The 17331-nt window shown below is 45.8% G+C and carries 9 protein-coding genes; 7 read left to right on the top strand and 2 right to left on the bottom strand.

All coding sequences use genetic code 11. The annotated features are described in order from the left end of the window. The first annotated feature begins 71 nt into the window (after nucleotides 1-71). From F0265_RS22775 to F0265_RS22755, 5 genes are all read left to right on the top strand, one after another. Entirely contained in the window at nucleotides 72-1277 is a 1206-nt protein-coding gene (locus F0265_RS22775) for an amino acid ABC transporter permease (RefSeq protein WP_045984570.1), read from the top strand. 1 nt (nucleotide 1278) lies between these two features. After that, nucleotides 1279-2376, top strand: coding sequence for an amino acid ABC transporter permease (locus F0265_RS22770; RefSeq protein ID WP_065740180.1), 1098 nt, complete (start codon nucleotides 1279-1281; stop codon nucleotides 2374-2376). Between the two features lie 22 nt (nucleotides 2377-2398). After that, nucleotides 2399-3148, top strand: coding sequence for an amino acid ABC transporter ATP-binding protein (locus F0265_RS22765; protein WP_006962120.1), 750 nt, complete (start codon nucleotides 2399-2401; stop codon nucleotides 3146-3148). A gap of 196 nt (nucleotides 3149-3344) precedes the next feature. Continuing rightward, the gene (locus tag F0265_RS22760; protein ID WP_019274588.1) at nucleotides 3345-4007 is read left to right on the top strand and encodes a Bax inhibitor-1/YccA family protein; all 663 of its coding nucleotides are present in this window, start codon (nucleotides 3345-3347) and stop codon (nucleotides 4005-4007) included. Nucleotides 4008-4138: 131 nt separating this feature from the next. Beyond that, the gene (locus F0265_RS22755; protein WP_006962117.1) at nucleotides 4139-4468 is read left to right on the top strand and encodes a TusE/DsrC/DsvC family sulfur relay protein; all 330 of its coding nucleotides are present in this window, start codon (nucleotides 4139-4141) and stop codon (nucleotides 4466-4468) included. Between the two features lie 3 nt (nucleotides 4469-4471). Here the strand turns inward: F0265_RS22755 and yccX are convergent, their stop codons facing one another. After that, a complete protein-coding gene (yccX, locus tag F0265_RS22750; RefSeq protein WP_006962116.1) occupies nucleotides 4472-4744 on the bottom strand; it encodes an acylphosphatase in 273 nt (90 codons plus the stop codon). Between the two features lie 93 nt (nucleotides 4745-4837). On the opposite strand from yccX, the gene F0265_RS22745 reads away from it, so the two are divergent. Further along, nucleotides 4838-6241, top strand: a complete 1404-nt coding sequence (locus tag F0265_RS22745) for a methyl-accepting chemotaxis protein (protein WP_171750445.1) — start codon at nucleotides 4838-4840, stop codon at nucleotides 6239-6241. Between the two features lie 97 nt (nucleotides 6242-6338). Continuing rightward, the gene (locus F0265_RS22740) at nucleotides 6339-7532 is read left to right on the top strand and encodes a class I SAM-dependent methyltransferase (protein ID WP_171750444.1); all 1194 of its coding nucleotides are present in this window, start codon (nucleotides 6339-6341) and stop codon (nucleotides 7530-7532) included. A gap of 43 nt (nucleotides 7533-7575) precedes the next feature. On the opposite strand, the gene F0265_RS22735 is transcribed toward F0265_RS22740, so the two are convergent. Then, nucleotides 7576-17250, bottom strand: a complete 9675-nt coding sequence (locus F0265_RS22735; RefSeq protein WP_216607967.1) for a VWA domain-containing protein — start codon at nucleotides 17248-17250, stop codon at nucleotides 7576-7578. Nucleotides 17251-17331: the final 81 nt, after the last annotated feature.

Here is a 17331-nt window from a genome sequence, read left to right as displayed (position 1 = left end):
AAAACATAGCAACAAAATGGGCGGTGTAAGCCGCCCTTTTTACAAAAAAATGGATTTGAGGTTATAGCTGTATGAAACCTACTAATACTGTTGCGTCGAAGACGGATAACGGACCGACTTCTAACGCGAGCCTTTTATACAATCCCACCTTTCGATCGGTCGTATTTCAAATCATTGCGATACTGGCTCTGGTCTTTTTCTTCTACACGATTGTCAATAATGCACTTACTAACTTGGAAGCACGTGGTATCGCCACGGGTTTTGGGTTTCTGACGCAAGAAGCGGGCTTTGGGATTGGCCTAACGCTGATTGAATATGATGAAACTTATTCCTATGGTCGCACATTTATTATCGGCCTCCTCAACACTGCCTTAGTTTCTGTTCTCGGTATTATCCTTGCCACAGTCATCGGCTTTGTCATGGGTATTGCTCGTCTGTCATCAAACTGGCTAGTAAGTCGACTTGCTGCTGTTTATATTGAGACGTTCCGAAATATTCCTCTTCTTCTACAGATCTTCTTCTGGTATTTCGCTGTCTTACAGGCGCTACCTTCTGCAAGGCAAAGTCTCAGTCTAGGCGAAGCCATTTTCTTAAACGTGCGTGGGCTGTATTTCCCATCACCGATTTTTGAAGCTGGCTCATCAATTGTCATTGCTTCATTCGTGATAGGTATCATTGCCACTGTCTTTATCAACATTTGGGCACGCAACAAGCAACGTCTTACAGGTCAGCAGACACCAATGGGGCGAATTGCGTTGGGTTTGGTTGTTGTCTTCCCAACTGTGGTCTACTTCCTAATGGGTTCACCTATCTCGGCGGAATATCCTGAACTTAAAGGCTTCAACTTTAAAGGTGGGGTTAGCATCATCCCAGAGCTGGCAGCGCTACTTCTAGCTTTGAGTATCTATACCGCATCATTCATCGCTGAGATTGTACGTTCAGGTATCAATGCTGTTAGCCATGGGCAAACAGAAGCAGCAATGTCACTTGGCCTGCCGCGTTCAAGAACATTGAAGCTCGTTATTGTTCCACAAGCACTGCGAATCATCATTCCACCTCTGACAAGCCAATATTTAAACCTGACCAAGAACTCATCTCTTGCGATGGCAATTGGTTACCCAGACTTGGTCTCTGTGTTTGCAGGTACAACGCTCAACCAGACAGGTCAAGCAATTGAAATCATTGCGATGACAATGGCCGTTTACCTATCATTGAGTTTGATTACCTCAGCTCTGATGAATATCTATAACCGTAAAGTTGCTTTGGTGGAGAGATAGCATGAAAGTACATCAATTTCAGCCAGATCTGCCACCACCAGCTAACACGGTGGGTGTGGTCGGGTGGCTACGCAAAAACCTATTCAATGGCCCGGTAAACTCTATCCTTACGGTTGTCTTAGCGTATTTAGCTCTATCACTTCTATGGACAGTGTTTGATTGGTCAATCCTTAAAGCCGATTGGGTCGGAACCACTCGCGATGCCTGTACTCGTGATGGCGCATGTTGGGTGTTCATCAGTGTTCGCTGGGAACAGTTCATGTACGGCTTCTACCCTCAGGAAGAGCTGTGGCGCCCTCGCCTATTTTACTTCACGCTAGCCATTTTCACTGTGTTGCTCGCGTATGAGAAAACACCGAAACGTCTTTGGATTTGGCTGTTTTTCGTCAACATCTACCCATTCATTATCGCTGCACTGCTGTACGGTGGCGTATTTGGGCTAGAAGTTGTAGAAACACACAAATGGGGCGGATTGCTGGTTACGCTAATCATTGCGTTGGTCGGTATCGTTGTGTCTCTGCCTATTGGTGTCGCACTGGCGCTGGGTCGACGTTCTGAAATGCCAATCATTCGAAGTATCTGTACCGTCTACATCGAGATTTGGCGTGGCGTACCACTCATCACAGTTCTGTTTATGGCGTCAGTAATGCTGCCATTGTTCCTTGCAGAAGGGTCTGAAACCGATAAACTTATCCGCGCTCTCATTGGTGTGGTTATGTTTAGTGCTGCGTATATGGCGGAAGTCGTTCGTGGTGGGCTACAGGCAATTCCTAAAGGACAATATGAAGCAGCCGATGCGCTCGGGTTAAGTTACTGGAAGAAAATGGGGCTGATTGTTCTTCCTCAAGCTCTGAAAATTACGATTCCATCAATCGTTAACACCTTTATCGGTTTGTTTAAAGACACCAGTCTAGTACTTATCATTGGTATGTTTGATGTACTGGGCATAGGTCAAGCTGCTAACACTGACCCCGAGTGGTTAGGCTTTGCAACAGAAAGTTATGTATTTGTCGCGTTAGTGTTCTGGGTATTTTGTTTCGGCATGTCGAGATATTCGATTTGGCTAGAAAACAAACTTCATACCGGTCACAAACGATAATCAGAAAGCTCAAGGACGTATTATGACGCAACAACAAGATTACATGATCCAGATTAAGGATATGAACAAGTGGTACGGAGAGTTTCACGTACTGAAAAACATCAATCTTGATGTTAAAAAAGGCGAAAAAATCGTTATTTGTGGCCCGTCGGGCTCGGGTAAGTCGACTATGATTCGCTGCATCAACCGCTTGGAAGAGCACCAAAAAGGTCAAATCATTGTATCAGGCAATGAGCTTACGGAAGATTTAAAGAACATAGAAGCGGTACGCCGAGAAGTCGGCATGTGTTTCCAACACTTTAACCTCTTCCCTCACCTGACCGTTTTGGAAAACTGCACATTGGCTCTGATTTGGGTGAAGAAAATGCCTAAAGAAGAAGCCAAAGCGATTGCAATGAAGTACCTAGAGCGGGTTAAGATTCCTGATCAAGCAGAGAAATACCCAGGTCAGCTATCTGGGGGCCAGCAACAACGTGTGGCTATCGCTCGTTCATTATGCATGAGCCCACAAGTGATGCTGTTTGACGAACCAACGTCTGCACTTGACCCAGAAATGGTACGTGAGGTACTGGATGTTATGGTAGAGCTCGCTGAAGAAGGGATGACCATGCTCTGCGTGACTCACGAGATGGGTTTTGCGAAAGAAGTAGCTGACCGAGTTATTTTTATGGATGCTGGCGAGATAATTGAAGAGAACAATCCTGTCGATTTCTTCGAAAATCCTCAGTCAGATAGAACACAAAACTTCCTTGCTCAAATCTTAAGTCACTAAGAAAAAAGAGCAAATTTTTAAAGAGGCGATTTAGATCGCCTCTTTTTATTTGTTATATTGTGTTACATCTTTCAAAATACATAACTTTGTATTTCTATTATCATTTACTCTACTGCATGCATTGATAGGGCTTGATTTTTTCATTGTTCGCCCTCATAAATGTAGTTATAAACATAAAACCTTTACGAGGAAGATTATGAACAGTCCTATGTTTACCCGCACTTCGAATCAAGAAAGTGCTCTACAAACCAATAAGGTATTGCGTAACACCTACGCTCTACTTTCTATGACGCTCTTATGGTCAGCGGTTGTTGCTGGTGTATCTATGGCGATGAATCTACCTCGCCCAGGTATCATCATTATGCTTGTTGGCTTCTATGGCCTACTTTACTTGACTGAAAAGAACCGTAACAACAGCATGGGTATCGTGTTTACATTTGTGTTTACCGGTTTCCTTGGTTACACCATTGGCCCTCTTCTGAACGCTTATATTGGCGCAGGTATGGGTGATGTGGTTCTAACGGCTCTTGGCGGCACAGCGCTGTCATTCATGGCCGCTTCTGCATATGCTCTGACAACGAAGCGTGATCTGTCTATGATGGGCGGTTTAATGCTTTCTCTATTTGTCGTACTAGTTGTAGGTATGATTGCAAGCTTCTTCATTCAGTCAACAATCCTACACTTGGCTCTTAGCAGCTTGTTCATTGTGTTCTCTACAATGGCAATTCTGATGACAACTCAGGGTATCATCCGTGGTGGTGAGACTAACTACATCTCTGCAACGGTTACTCTGTACGTATCTATCTACAACATCTTCATCAGCCTACTTAGCATTCTAGGCATCATGAATGACGATTAATTCGTAGACACAAGTTGATTAAATAAAGCCCGGAAGGTGAAACTTCCGGGCTTTTTCTTTTCCTACATATTGTTGTCCCAACCTAAGCTGCGCTACCCTATTCTATATCTGAGTTTTTGAGACCTACAACAATGTTTGAATACAACGGCAAATCAATCGAAACTGATGCACAGGGTTACCTACTCGATCATACTCAGTGGGAAGAAGGCATGATTCAAATCCTTGCAGAACAAGAAGGTATCGAACTGACTGAAGCTCATTTGGAAGTTGTCCACTTTGTTCGAGAGTTTTATGAAGAGTTCAACACATCCCCAGCAGTGAGAATGCTAGTGAAAGCCATGGAAAAAGCGCATGGCCCTGAGAAAGGCAATAGTAAATACCTTTTTAAGCTGTTTAAACAAGGCCCTGCGAAACAGGCAACCAAGCTCGCAGGTTTACCAAAACCCGCGAAATGCTTGTAAATATCAAAGAATTTTGAATCCGCTAAACGGTTTATAAGACATTGGCTCTGAGACTACTGAATCAACATGTGACGTCTTAGGGCCATCTTCCAACCACTTTGCCATGTCGGCTATTTGTTCTTCATTGCCACACACCACCACTTCAACATCTCCATTGTTCAAGTTCTTCGCATAGCCTGTTAAGCCCAGTTTCATGCCATAGTGAGAGGTGTGATAGCGAAACCCAACGCCTTGAACAATGCCAGACACTGTGAACTTCTCGCACTTTTGATTCATAACTAATTCCTCAATACAAGGTCCGTGATATATTCGATTGGTATGTTTTACGACCCATATGGAACTACGGGTTTTTCATCGGAAATAGCAATTATGAAAGAAATACCATTTCGCTGGATTGATAAATATCTCATTCATTTAAAGATACAGGAAAAGTTTTACCTCCTGTTTTTCCTCCCTGTCATCGCACTTTTAGTCCTCACTTTCGTTCTCGATAGTGCCGCTGATCAAATGCTTAACCACCTTTATCAAGATGAACTAGTTTTGATGAAAGGTCTAATCGAATCAGCAAATCTCACTCAAAATCAGGTCGCGTCTCTACTCGCAAATTCTGAGACCATTTCCATCGGTGTTGGCAAAGACGCTATCAGTGTCAACAACGGCGCATTCAGTCTAGTTGCAGACCCAAGTCAAAACTTATGGTCTGCCCTATCCTCAACGCACATTGCCATCATTCTAGTGACATTGTCTCTTATCGCCTCTGGTGTGTATTACATTATGACCTTTATCGGTGGCGCAATGTTCACCATGAATAAAGCTCTGAACACCCTAGCAGATGGTGACCTAACCAGTCGTATGAACTTCTTCAAAGTCCGTGATGAGTTTAGCGAAATTGCCATCACCATAGACAAAGTCGCGGAGCGAGAGCAGTCATTAGTCTTGTCGATTCAGGAATCAGTCGCACTCATGCAGCAAATCAGTTCTGATCTGAATCAGTCTAACCAGCACAGCGCTGAAATTTCCGGAACTCAGCAAGAACACTTGAACTCACTAGCGAGTGCAACGGAAGAGATGGCATCAACCATTCGCGAAGTAGCGAACCTTGCGCACGACTCCAGCACCCAAACTGAAAACGCACGCTCTGTCGCCCAGCAAGGACAACAGAAAGTCGGCCATACTCTAGCCTCCATTTCACAGTTATCTAACGAAGTCCAATCTGCTTCTCAAGCCGTTGCAGAGCTTGATGCCAATGCCGCTCAAATTGACGAGGTAGTCACCGCGATTAACGGCATCTCTGAGCAAACTAACTTGCTTGCTCTTAACGCAGCTATCGAAGCTGCACGTGCCGGTGAACAAGGCCGAGGTTTTGCCGTGGTGGCCGATGAAGTTCGAGCATTAGCGGCAAGGACTCAGCAGTCAACTGTTGAAATCCAGTCAATGATTGAAGCCTTGCAGCGCAACAGCCAGTCACTGACTAAACTGATGGAAACAACAGTGGTCAACTCTAGCGAAGGCCAGACATTGATGTCAGAGGTGGATACGGAAATCGCATCCTTGGCAGACAAAAACCAATCCATATCTGATGCAAGTGTACAAATAGCCACGGCGGCTGAGGAACAAGGTGTTGTTGCAGATAGCATCGCGGCGAGTGTGGAAGAAATTCGCACTCAGTCCAATCAAGTCTGTGAAATGATCAACGCAACTAATGGAAATATTGAGCAACTTCGGGGGCAAAGTGATTCCATGGAAAACCTACTCACAGGCCTTAAAGCATAATGTATAGAGCCGCCAGCTGGCGGCTCTTTTATTTGCTTTTCACTCCCACTTCCCTGAAAATACCCAACCTTTCAAAACCAATCAATTGAGTAAACACATGACTCCAGCTATTTATCTTGAAAAAGGCCGTGATAAATCCTTAAGACGTCGACATCCTTGGATTTTCTCTCGCGGTATTCGCAAAATGGAGGGGGAACCTTCATTAGGTGAAACAGTGGACATTTATGCTCATGACGGTAAATGGTTGGCAAAAGGCGCTTACTCTCCCCACTCTCAAATTCGTGCCCGTGTTTGGAGCTTTGAGAAAACTGAAATAAATGAAGACTTCTTTGTTAAACGTATCCAAGACGCACTACTGCTTCGTCAAGACGTGATTGAGCGTGACGGTCTAACGGGTTACCGATTGATCGCAGCAGAATCAGACGGGCTGCCTGGAATTACCATCGATAAATATCAAGACTACCTTGTCTGCCAGCTCCTAAGTGCAGGCGCAGAATTCCAGAAGCAGTCACTGATAAACGCTCTCCTAAAAGTATTCCCGCAATGCAACATTTATGAACGCTCAGATGTAGCGGTACGTAAGAAGGAAGGCTTAGAAGAACGCACAGGTATTTTACATGGTGATGAGCCACCAAAGTCTGTGGTCATTGAAGAGAATGGAGTAAAAATCAGTGTCGACATCGTTGGCGGACATAAAACAGGTTTCTACTTAGATCAACGTGACAGCCGCCAACAAGCCATGAAATACGTTAAAGACAAAGAGGTACTTAACTGCTTCTCCTACACTGGTGGGTTCGGCTTGTATGCGCTTAAAGGTGATGCGAAGCGTGTGATTAATGCTGATGTCTCTCAGCCAGCACTGGATACTGCAAAACTCAATGCTGAGCTTAACGAGTTCGATATCTCTAAAAAACGCGCAGTGTTCCTCAATGCTGACGTGTTTAAGTTGCTACGTGAATATCGCGATCAGGGTACCAAGTTTGATGTTGTCATCATGGACCCGCCAAAGTTTGCAGAAAGCAAAGCACAGATCAATGGTGCATGTCGCGGATACAAAGACATCAACATGCTAGCGATGCAGATTCTAAAGCCTGGTGGAACGCTGCTTACGTATTCATGCTCAGGCCTTATGGACCAAGTTCTATTCCAGAAAATCATTGCGGATGCTGCGGTCGATGCAGGTAGACAAGTCAAGTTTGTCGAGCGTTTTGAACAAGCTGCGGATCACCCTACTGATACCGCTTACCCAGAAGGCTTTTACCTTAAAGGTTTTGCTTGTAAAGTCATCTAAGCAGACAAATTCGTTAACAGAAAAGGGCCTTACGGCCCTTTTTTTAATCGTGTGATTTGATAATTTCGTTAAGTAAGCTGGTCAAATCGTTACCCGTGATACTGCCATGGCTAGTATCAATACCATTGAGTTGATCGACGACGTTATCCAGCTTAATCGACTGAGTGGTTTGTCCGTTGTCTCTCTGAATGGTGAGTTCAATGCCGTTACTGTCGACAACATTGGCAGAGACATCAGAAAGTAACTCTTCCATGGTTTCATCTTGTCCTAGCAGATCAGAAATATCGATCTTATCTTCCGATACATGGAAGTCCGTGATTACGTCAGTACCACCATCTAGGTCGCCATCATGCCAGACGAATTCATCCTCACCATCGCCGCCAGATAGAATGTCACTACCTAAGCCACCGATGAGCGTATCATCACCCGCTCCACCTAGCAGAATGTCATTGCCTGCACCGCCATCCAAAGTATCATCACCCCCTTGACCGAACAGGATGTCATCTCCTGCTCCGCCAGTAAGAGTGTCGTCCTGATCACCATCACGGGAAACATCAAAGTCACTGTAATTCTGGAGAACATAGCTGTGAACATCTTCTGCGGACACATCTGCTAACGGGCTGCCGGTCTCTGACGCGACGTATTTCTGCAATGCGGCAACACCTTGGCCGTCAATGTTATCGAAATCAATGAGGTCGCCAAATAGAATATCGTCGCCCTGTCCACCTTCTATGTTGTCTTCACCTTGTTCTAAGGTCACTTCCTGACCAAGGATTGTTTCAGCCAGCTTATCTACGTTGATGTTAGGGACAACGACGCCATCAGAATCATATTGCGATAAAGTAGCTTCATTGATTCCACTGCCAATACCTACCGCTTCTACGGCAGAGATTAATGCCAACACCTGATACATATGACGAGCCTGCACCGATGCATTGCTACCATCGGTGTATCTCAATCCACCTGAGTAGCTTAAGTTACCAAGCGTTGCGCCTGTCAGTGGAGATTTAACAGCACCCGAACTGGAGACAATCTCTTCACCCTTATAAGAGACTGCAGATCCCACAGAATAATTGTCAGGCAGAATATCGTCTAAGGTCACAACATCCTTCGTTGACGTATCATAGTCCAGCACAAGCTGGTCAAAATCGGCGGACGTAACATTAAGGTGGTTGCTGGCGTTAGGATAACCGTCGGTAATAAAGTAAGTAATGTTTTCGGCTTGGTCGTTAGTATTGCTATCAAACCATTCAACAGCGGCGTCGAAGCTGGTTTCGTAGTTTGTAAGACCACTACCACTGTCCTCGATGCTACTTAGCTGAGAAACAAAATCAGCGCGTGCGGTTGGAGAGCTTAAATCCACCGATATCGTGACACCTGAGTTAGTAGCGAATTCAGTCAAGAGGATATTGACTGTCCCGGCATTAGCGCCTGAGTTAGCAGTGCTGAGTAACTGATCGAAAACCTCGATAATTTCTGTTTTCGCCGTACCAACTCTTCCACCCATACTACCTGAAGTATCAAGAACAAATGCGATGTTATAGTCCTGCCCCGCAATAATCTGGATACCCTGTACATCACCCACAATGAGCTCATGGTCTCCGTTACCAATAATAGTATCATCACCATGGGAGCCTGATTCAAGCACATAGCTGCGGAAAGAAAGTGTCTCTTCCGCTGTACTATGCGCTGTATCTTGGTTGGCGCTTTCGACCGAAGATCCTTGAACCTGAATCGGGAACTCTAAGCTTCCACTATAATCGTGAGGTACTTTGATATCGAAAGACGCGTCGCCATCACCATCTAGTGTTATTAGATAAGAGCCATTAGGTTGTGAGACGATTAAGCTATCGTTCACATACACTTCGACTCCGGCAGGAATACCTGTGACCACAATTTGCGATCCTAAAGACTCACTACTATCAATATCAGTGAGTTCAACAGAAACACTGACTGGGATTGTTTTATCTTGAGATGTCTCATAGCGGCCGTCATCTGTTTGCTCCGTCGCCACGTTCACCACTTCCATTTCACCTATAGTCATAGAGACCTGAGGTGCATCGGCTACTGGCACGACCTGAATGGATAGCGTATCTGAGGCACCCGTATTCGTCGTGTAAGTGATAACGGGAAGCTGACCAGACCAGTTTGCGTTTGGCGTAAATTCATAAGCACCATTGGCCTGCATGACAAACGTGCCTTCAGACAAAGTCACGCTACCACCTGCTGGGTAAGAGACATTGTTGATAGAGAAGTGTTCAACAGAAAGGATGTTATCTTCGTCGCTGTCTCTACCGTCTATATCCGTCAGCACATTACCAATCGCACTGTGGTCTTCATCGACGACATTAGCATCTGATTGCGTCACTGTAGGTTTGTTTTCATGAACGACAACATCTATCGTTGCTTGAGAATCCGCCTCGCTGGTTGAGTTCACCTCTGAAGCTGTGGCCACAACTGTAATTGTAAAATCGTCGTGAGAGCCTGCTGGTGGTAAAACGGATAACGAAGATAGATCCCAAGTCGTTACATCCACCTCACCGGAAGCGCCTACAACCACATTATTAGAACCACCATCACTCAATGTCGCACCTTGTGGTAAACCACTCAATGTGACCTGCAGCGTTTCAGAGCCATCGTTATCGTTAAGAGCACTCGTAATCTGAGAAAGTGGGATTTCAGTATCTTGAAGCCCTTCGTTGTAACCGTAGACTTCATATACTTCTACACCATTTACCGACTTAAGCTCTGAAGCCCTGACATCAGATTGATCCAGCTGTGTTTCGTCGGTCACTACGGATAGAGCAGAGCTGGTAAGATCAACTGCTGCTGCGCCATTTATAGAAACATCGACATTAAAGTTGCCTGGACCACTTTGGTTATGGTGGTAAATCGCAAGTGGGTAATAACCCGACACCTGAGGCGTAAAGGCACTGCCCTGAATTTGCCCACTTGAGTTCCCCCAGTAGGCTTGATCGGACATGACGCCACCAATAGTGATCGCTAGGCTGTCATCACCACGCCCTACAAAGTCATAACTCGTTCCAGCCTCAAGGTACACCAAACCAGTCACGAGCACGGCATTGTCTGCTGCCGTTGCCCATCTTCCAGTATCTTGCGCATTAGTTGTTGTACTTGAAGAGGCAAGCTGAGGATCGAGAGCATCAATAGCTGAAATCAACGTGCTGCCATTCACACCCTGACCATTGTCATTTCCTACAACCACTCCCGTCCAGGTCGCCACATTAAAGTGTTGTTCTGGAAGCACAGTATCTGGAGTGGTGATGTTAAGAACTGGAGTATCTGCCACGGGCGCAACATCAAGAGTGAGCGTCATTTCGTCAGACTTGGCATCACCTTTTTCAACCACAAAGTCAATGTGAGCATAATCCTGATTCAGGTTACCTTCTCCGGTGCCAGTATGCTGGTTGTATCCTGACTCATTATCCTCAGGCGTAAATCGGAGATTGCCCTGAGACACATTACTCACGGAGATCAAATCACCTTCTGAAACTGGTGCCCAGACTCCCGGCGAAGTTTGCACCTCTAAAACACCTGAACTCGGTAATTCAGAGATTGATATTTGTGCATCTAAGTCAGTAATGCCGAAGTCAGAGACGCCTAAGATGTAGTTTTCGTCTTCATCAAGTGTCACTTCCTTACTCTCAGCATCAAGCACTGGCAATACCGTTAGATTAATTACCTTGCTGACTGACTCAGCTGTCGCAGGTGCATTATCTTGTGCGGTTACAACAAATTCGAGCGGGTAGCTGCCCTCCTCAGGAACATTCACTTCAAGTCCCGTCAGGTCATTGCTCCATGCAGACAAATCTACGCTATTCTTCCCATCTGGCGTTGCTACAACAGTGATCGAGTGACCATTGCCATCTCGAATAACAGACCCTTCTGGTAATCCATTAAGTACCAAAGACAAGGTTTCTGAGCCGTCAGTATCACTTAAGCCAACAACAATATCGCTAAGCGGGATGAAGCTGTCTTCGTAACCAATGTTGTCTGCTTTCTCTAACGTTATGTCATCGAGCAGCGCACCGTAGCTGTTTGATGATGTTTCTGATTCAAATACAACTTTGTACTCGCCATCCGATGGTGCTTGGAAATTAATACTTTCGGTTTGCCAATTGAGGCTTTGCTGATCGGTGTACTCAAACAGAACTTTACGATCACCATTTTCATCTTCAAGGAATACCGTCAATGGAGAATCATTTAGCCTGCGCGCGACGACATCAAATGAAAGGGTGTAGAACTGGTCTGCTTGCGCTGTAAACTGAGTGAATAGTTGGTCATCGCCATGGCGACCTTCCAGTTCATATATCTGGTTTTCTCGGTCTGAGACTCCACCTCGATAGACGGTTTCTTTACCAACTTCATTGTAACTATTACGGTTATCCGTTCCCCAGATACCTTCAGCACCATCAGATTGCGTAAGCTCACTCGCACTCACATTACCGCGCCATGAGCGGTTACCCATGTCGATAGAATCGAAATCATGGAACGAAACGACTTCTGGCTCTGCAATAGTAATCAAAGGCACGTCAGTAACAGCATCAACCTGAACATCGATACTATGTTGCTCTATAAGCTCGTTCGAAGAAGTATAACCTTCAACATTAACCGTAAAGTTCTCGTCACTGTTGTTTGGCGAAGTTATGGTCAACTGCGCTAGCTGTTGTGGAGTCAGCGTTGCTTCTCCATTGCTGATCGCAATGATATTTTCGCCAGACTTAAGAATCGAACCGTCTGGTAAATCGGTCAATACAACTTCAGTCACGGAGCTGTTCGCAGGTATAGAGATGTTCAGTGCAATTTGGCTATCTTCATCACCGCTAGCATCCTGTTGTACGGTCAGGTCAGCCACTTCAACAACGCTTACCGTTGTCGTTGCCGTTTCTGATTGTTGACCCGAAGCATCCGTCACATGGATGTCGATCTCACGATCCGTTTCATCAGGGTTTTCACTGGTATTTTCGAATCGAATCCCTTTGAGGAAAGTTTCAAACTCTGAAGAAGATACACCACCAACCGTATCGGCTGTAATCAACAACGTAACGCTGGTAGGTGTCACAGTCTGGCTGACGGTGAACCCGGGCGTAGAAGGCCAAGTAAGTTGATCGCCTGCATACTTGTTCGTCAACGTCACTTGCATAGATTGAATAGCGTCTTTGTCGTCAAAAATGTCGACAGTTGCATCTGCAATCGAGATTGGATCATCACCTTCAGTGAAAGAAGTAGCAAAATCAACGTTGGTGTCTTGTTTCGAAATTTTGATGATTAAGTCGTTGTAGTCATTGTCATCATTGACGTGATTTTTCTGGTCGTCAAAGCTTAAAACCGTATCGCCATCGCTATTTTCAGATACTCTCATGTGAGAGTTTTCGTCATGGCTAAGGAAAACATTGATGTTAGATTGCGTTGCTCCATTGATTAATAACTTACCATTGGAGTCCACTTCAAACGTTGCGCCTGATGGTGCATTTTCAATTGCATTGGCACCATTTGGAATGAGGAAGTACTCTACGTTGTCCATGCTATCTAGATTCGCAAGGACAGGATCAAACCCATTTTGACGGGAGTCGTACGAGTCCGACATCAAGATTTGAAGCTGCTGTGTATCTGACGCTTCATCATAAACGTAGTAGCCGAATACATTGTGATAACCCGCACTTTCGCTGACAAATTCAATCTGATATTCACTGCCATCTAAATCGACAGTTGGTTTTTCATTATCTTGGATCGTAGCTGTACCGCTAACCTGATTCGATTGATACTCTGTCTTAGCTTCTAACGTGAATGTCTCGTTGTTGTCGGATACCTGATCATCGTTCGTTTGTACAGAAACCGTAAAATCACTTTCATCGGCTGGTAAATCAAACTCAAACACACCATTTTGTAGGGTGACTTGCTCTGATTGCTCAGGGTCGCCATATTTCACCGTCACGACACTAGCATTAAAGTCTTCTGGTGAGGTGGCATTAATTTCATTGAGCTCTAAAACCACTCGGGTATCCGAAGTGCTCTCTGCGGACAACGCGACATCGAAGCTGACAACACCGCCTTCTTCAACATTTTGGTCACTGACTGAGGTAACAACCGGGCGGTCATCATCGGCGATTTCAGGGCCTTCACCGTCAGGATCAACGCTTCCATCATCGACAATGGTCGCCACGCTAGAGTCAGAACCCTGAGCACCGGCAACACCACTAACGGCTAGCTCGAAGCGCTCAGCTCCCTCGTAAACAGGCTGAGAGTCGTCATCGGTTGTCTGAACGGTAACACGAGCCTGAATCACTCCTGCTGGCAATACGACATCACCATTTGGAGCAATCGCCAGCGTTTGCCAGCTGTTGCCATCGTAATATTCTACTACCATGCTTGAAATATCAGGCGCGTCTGTCTCTAAGTGAGCCAAAGCTAGGTTGATAGTCACCGCTTCAGCCGTGTTTTTGCTCAATGAAACGGTGAATTCTGCAGCTGAACCTTCACTGACACTCACATTTTCAGAAACAGACACCAATGGTATATCTACATTCTCAATTGTGCCCGTGGCCTGCTGTTCACCTAAAATCAGTGTGTAATCTTCAGAGCTTTCATAAACACCATCTATTACGGTCGGGATGAGAACGGAGAAAGTGCTAACACCGACAGGAACAACCACTTGCTGTGTCGTGGAGTCATAAGTCACCCCGTTGGTGAATATCACTTGAGACAAGTCCACATCCGAATTGCCTGCGCTATCGCTATCTGTCTTACCAAAAGTGACACTGTATTGTGTTTCTTGCAGTACACCTTCTTCCAGTGTCACTTTGTAGACAAGGCTATCTCCTTCATCCACTGAATTCTCAAGCATTGAGATAGATTCTACGGCGACTTCTTGAGGCAATGGATTCACTACAATTGAAACCGTCGCCTCGGCAAAGCCCCCTTTATCATCAGTAATAACGTAGTCAAACGTAGTACTACCAACGAATGCATCGTCTAGATCTATATAAACTATGCCATTCTCAATCCTAGCGCTGGCGTTATTGACTTCAGAGACATGGGTAATTCGAATATTGTCGCCATTCGGGTCAAAATCGTTACCCAATAGTTCAGTCAAAGGAATTTCAAGAACTTCTCCTTGATTGGCTGCGTATGCTCCGTCACCAGACGCTTTAAAGCCTGTTAGGAAATAGTCTGAAGAGTCACTGCCACGGGCAGGAATGTTGCTAAAATCTGTCGCTTCAAAAACAACGCTATCAAATGCTACGCCGCCGAGGTCTTGCTCGTCAAAATGATAAGAACCGTGGTTGCTGCCATCATTGGCGACGAAAGTGCCACTCGCGACTGGGTTATCACCGAGATAGGCCACCCATTTACCTTGCTCATGGTTGCCACTTCCACCTTCATTTTTGAATAGATTTGATACTTCAAAGCTAAACTCTGTCGCAGGCTTATCTAGGTCTACTCTGAACTGCTCAGATTCACCATCTTCTCGGTTGTATTGAATTTGAGCACCCGGCCCTCCATTCTCGTCACCCGCTACTCCACGTTTGACACCACTTTGAGTAATAGACTGGTCTTGACCTTGATAGCTACCGCTAATATTCACGCCATCATGTGTCCAAGAATTAGAGTTAAAGGTACCAAGTGCGACCTCAAACCCAACAGGGTCATCTGTGGCAATCGGCGCTTGGTTTCCTTCGACTAGAGTAACCGTGTGTTCGTCGCTGTAATTTCCATCACTATCTACTGCTCGGTAATCGAAGGTGTCATTTGATGATGTTTCTAGATAACGCAGCTCCCAGTTACCCGGGCCTTCGGTGGTAACTATCAGCTCTTCAATTTGTCGACCTTCTGGAGCATCGATAGTCACAACATGGAACAAATCTGTATTGCCTGAGGTCTCTTTTGAGACTGGTACTTCGATGATTGAGCCATCATCAAGTTTTGCTTGCACTATCGCTGTTGTTTCAAACTCGTGGCCATCCTCAAACCAGCCACCAAGTCCATCTAACCCTACTTCTACAGACGTTGACGGGCGCTGGGTAAAATCAATCGTAATTGTCTCACCTTGCTGAAGACCGCCATCATTTCCTACTGCAAGTCCATATCCAATATGCCCTGCACTTGGCTGACCAAAGTATTGTGTTAATGCCTGACCTGAGGAAGTAATTGTGATTGCATCGCCGTTGTCAAAAGTCAGAACCCTCTGGCCAGCATTGTCTTGAACAGGTTCACCCCAATTTAAGAAATTAGACTGGCTAGCGCCGCCATCCATCCCATCGGGCGCTTCTTTTACTCCCAGAACGAAGCCTGTCGATTCAGCATCATTTTCATAACGAATCAGGTTTGGATCACTGAATATTGTTCCTTGCTGCAGCACTTCGCCTTCTGAAGTAAAGGTCGTAAGATCATCGGCGTCGATCAACTGATCGCCGTAATACAGTTGACCCGACTCAGGAAGCTCTGTGATAACAACGCCAACAGGTGTATTTGTTGCGTCATCTTCGTTATCAGAAATATGATCTTGTTCAGCATCCTCACTATTAAACAAGATGGTTGCATTTCCATTTGCGTCGAGTGTTGCATCAAAATCTTCTGCTTCAGGTGGATTATCTTCGAAATCTAAAATCGTAGCGCTCGCAGTGGTGTCTGTTGACGCGCTAACCGTTCCGCTTCCCGCACTGACGGACAGGCTAAAGCTCTCATCCCCTTCATAAGTATCATCTTGTTGAGTGACAACTTTAACGTTTACAGAGCTCGAACCTGCAGGAACAGAAATTTCTCCCGACGCTGGTACATCCAACCAAGCACCATCCGCAGCTTGATATTGGTACGAAGCCAGATCTTCTGGTGAAGTATCTCCCGCATTTAACGTGAGAACGAAAGAAACCGTCGATGTCGCAGTGTTTGACAAATGAACCGTGAAGTTAGCGGCATTACCTTCATTAACGTCCCCACCTCCTGAGATAGAAACTTGAGGGCGGTCATCGTCACCACCTTCACCGCCATCTTGAATGGTAGCTTCACCGCTCACCGTACCTGTTTGACTGCTGCTCGCACCACTTAAAGTGAAGGTTTCATCGCCTTCATATGCAGGTGCATTGTTGTCATCAGTCGTCTCAACCGACACAGTGTAAGAACCGTTGCCCGCTGGGACATCAAAACTGAATTCACCATTGACCGCGTTAACCACCGTGCTGGTGCCATCGGCAAAGTTGACCGTAATTTGATTGCTGGTGTAGTCGTCACTTTCCGCTGTACCATTGGCCAGCGTCATGGTGACAGGAGTGGCCAATTCACTTGGGCTACTCAGCGTGACATCAAAGACGGCAGTACCGCCTTCGTCGACGGTCGGGCTGGAGATGCTGGTAATTTCGGGGCGGTCATCGTCATTACCCTCACCACCATCTTGAATGGTCGCTTCACCGCTCACCGTACCTGTTTGACTGCTGCTCGCTCCACTTAAAGTAAAGGTTTCATCGCCTTCATACACAGGCGCAGTGTTGTCATCCGTGGTCTCAACCGACACGGTATAAGAACTGTTGCCCGCTGGCACATCAAAACTGAATTCACCATTAACCGCGTCTACCACCGTGCTGGTGCCATCGGCAAAATTGACGGTAATTTGATTAGTGGTGTAGTCATCACTTTCCGCCGTGCCATTGGCTAGCGTCATGGTGACTGGCGTTACCAATTCACTTGGGTTGCTCAGCGTCACATCAAAGACCGCCGTACCGCCTTCATCGACAGTTGGGCTAGAGATGCTGGTAATGTCTGGGCGGTCATCATCATTGCCCTC

This window comes from Vibrio sp. RE88 (assembly GCF_013113835.1).
In the GTDB taxonomy this organism is placed as follows: domain Bacteria; phylum Pseudomonadota; class Gammaproteobacteria; order Enterobacterales; family Vibrionaceae; genus Vibrio.
The sequence above is the reverse complement of the archived record's forward strand: the minus strand, read 5'-3'. Positions and strand labels throughout refer to the sequence as shown.

Bases quoted from the DNA above. Each gene is read 5' to 3' on its own strand.
- F0265_RS22760 (WP_019274588.1), top strand. From the start codon at position 3,345: ATGAACAGTCCTATGTTTACCCGCACTTCGAATCAAGAAAGTGCTCTA.
- F0265_RS22765 (WP_006962120.1), top strand. From the start codon at position 2,399: ATGACGCAACAACAAGATTACATGATCCAGATTAAGGATATGAACAAG.
- F0265_RS22745 (WP_171750445.1), top strand. From the start codon at position 4,838: ATGAAAGAAATACCATTTCGCTGGATTGATAAATATCTCATTCATTTA.
- yccX (WP_006962116.1), bottom strand. From the start codon at position 4,744: ATGAATCAAAAGTGCGAGAAGTTCACAGTGTCTGGCATTGTTCAAGGC.
- F0265_RS22775 (WP_045984570.1), top strand. From the start codon at position 72: ATGAAACCTACTAATACTGTTGCGTCGAAGACGGATAACGGACCGACT.
- F0265_RS22755 (WP_006962117.1), top strand. From the start codon at position 4,139: ATGTTTGAATACAACGGCAAATCAATCGAAACTGATGCACAGGGTTAC.
- F0265_RS22740 (WP_171750444.1), top strand. From the start codon at position 6,339: ATGACTCCAGCTATTTATCTTGAAAAAGGCCGTGATAAATCCTTAAGA.
- F0265_RS22770 (WP_065740180.1), top strand. From the start codon at position 1,279: ATGAAAGTACATCAATTTCAGCCAGATCTGCCACCACCAGCTAACACG.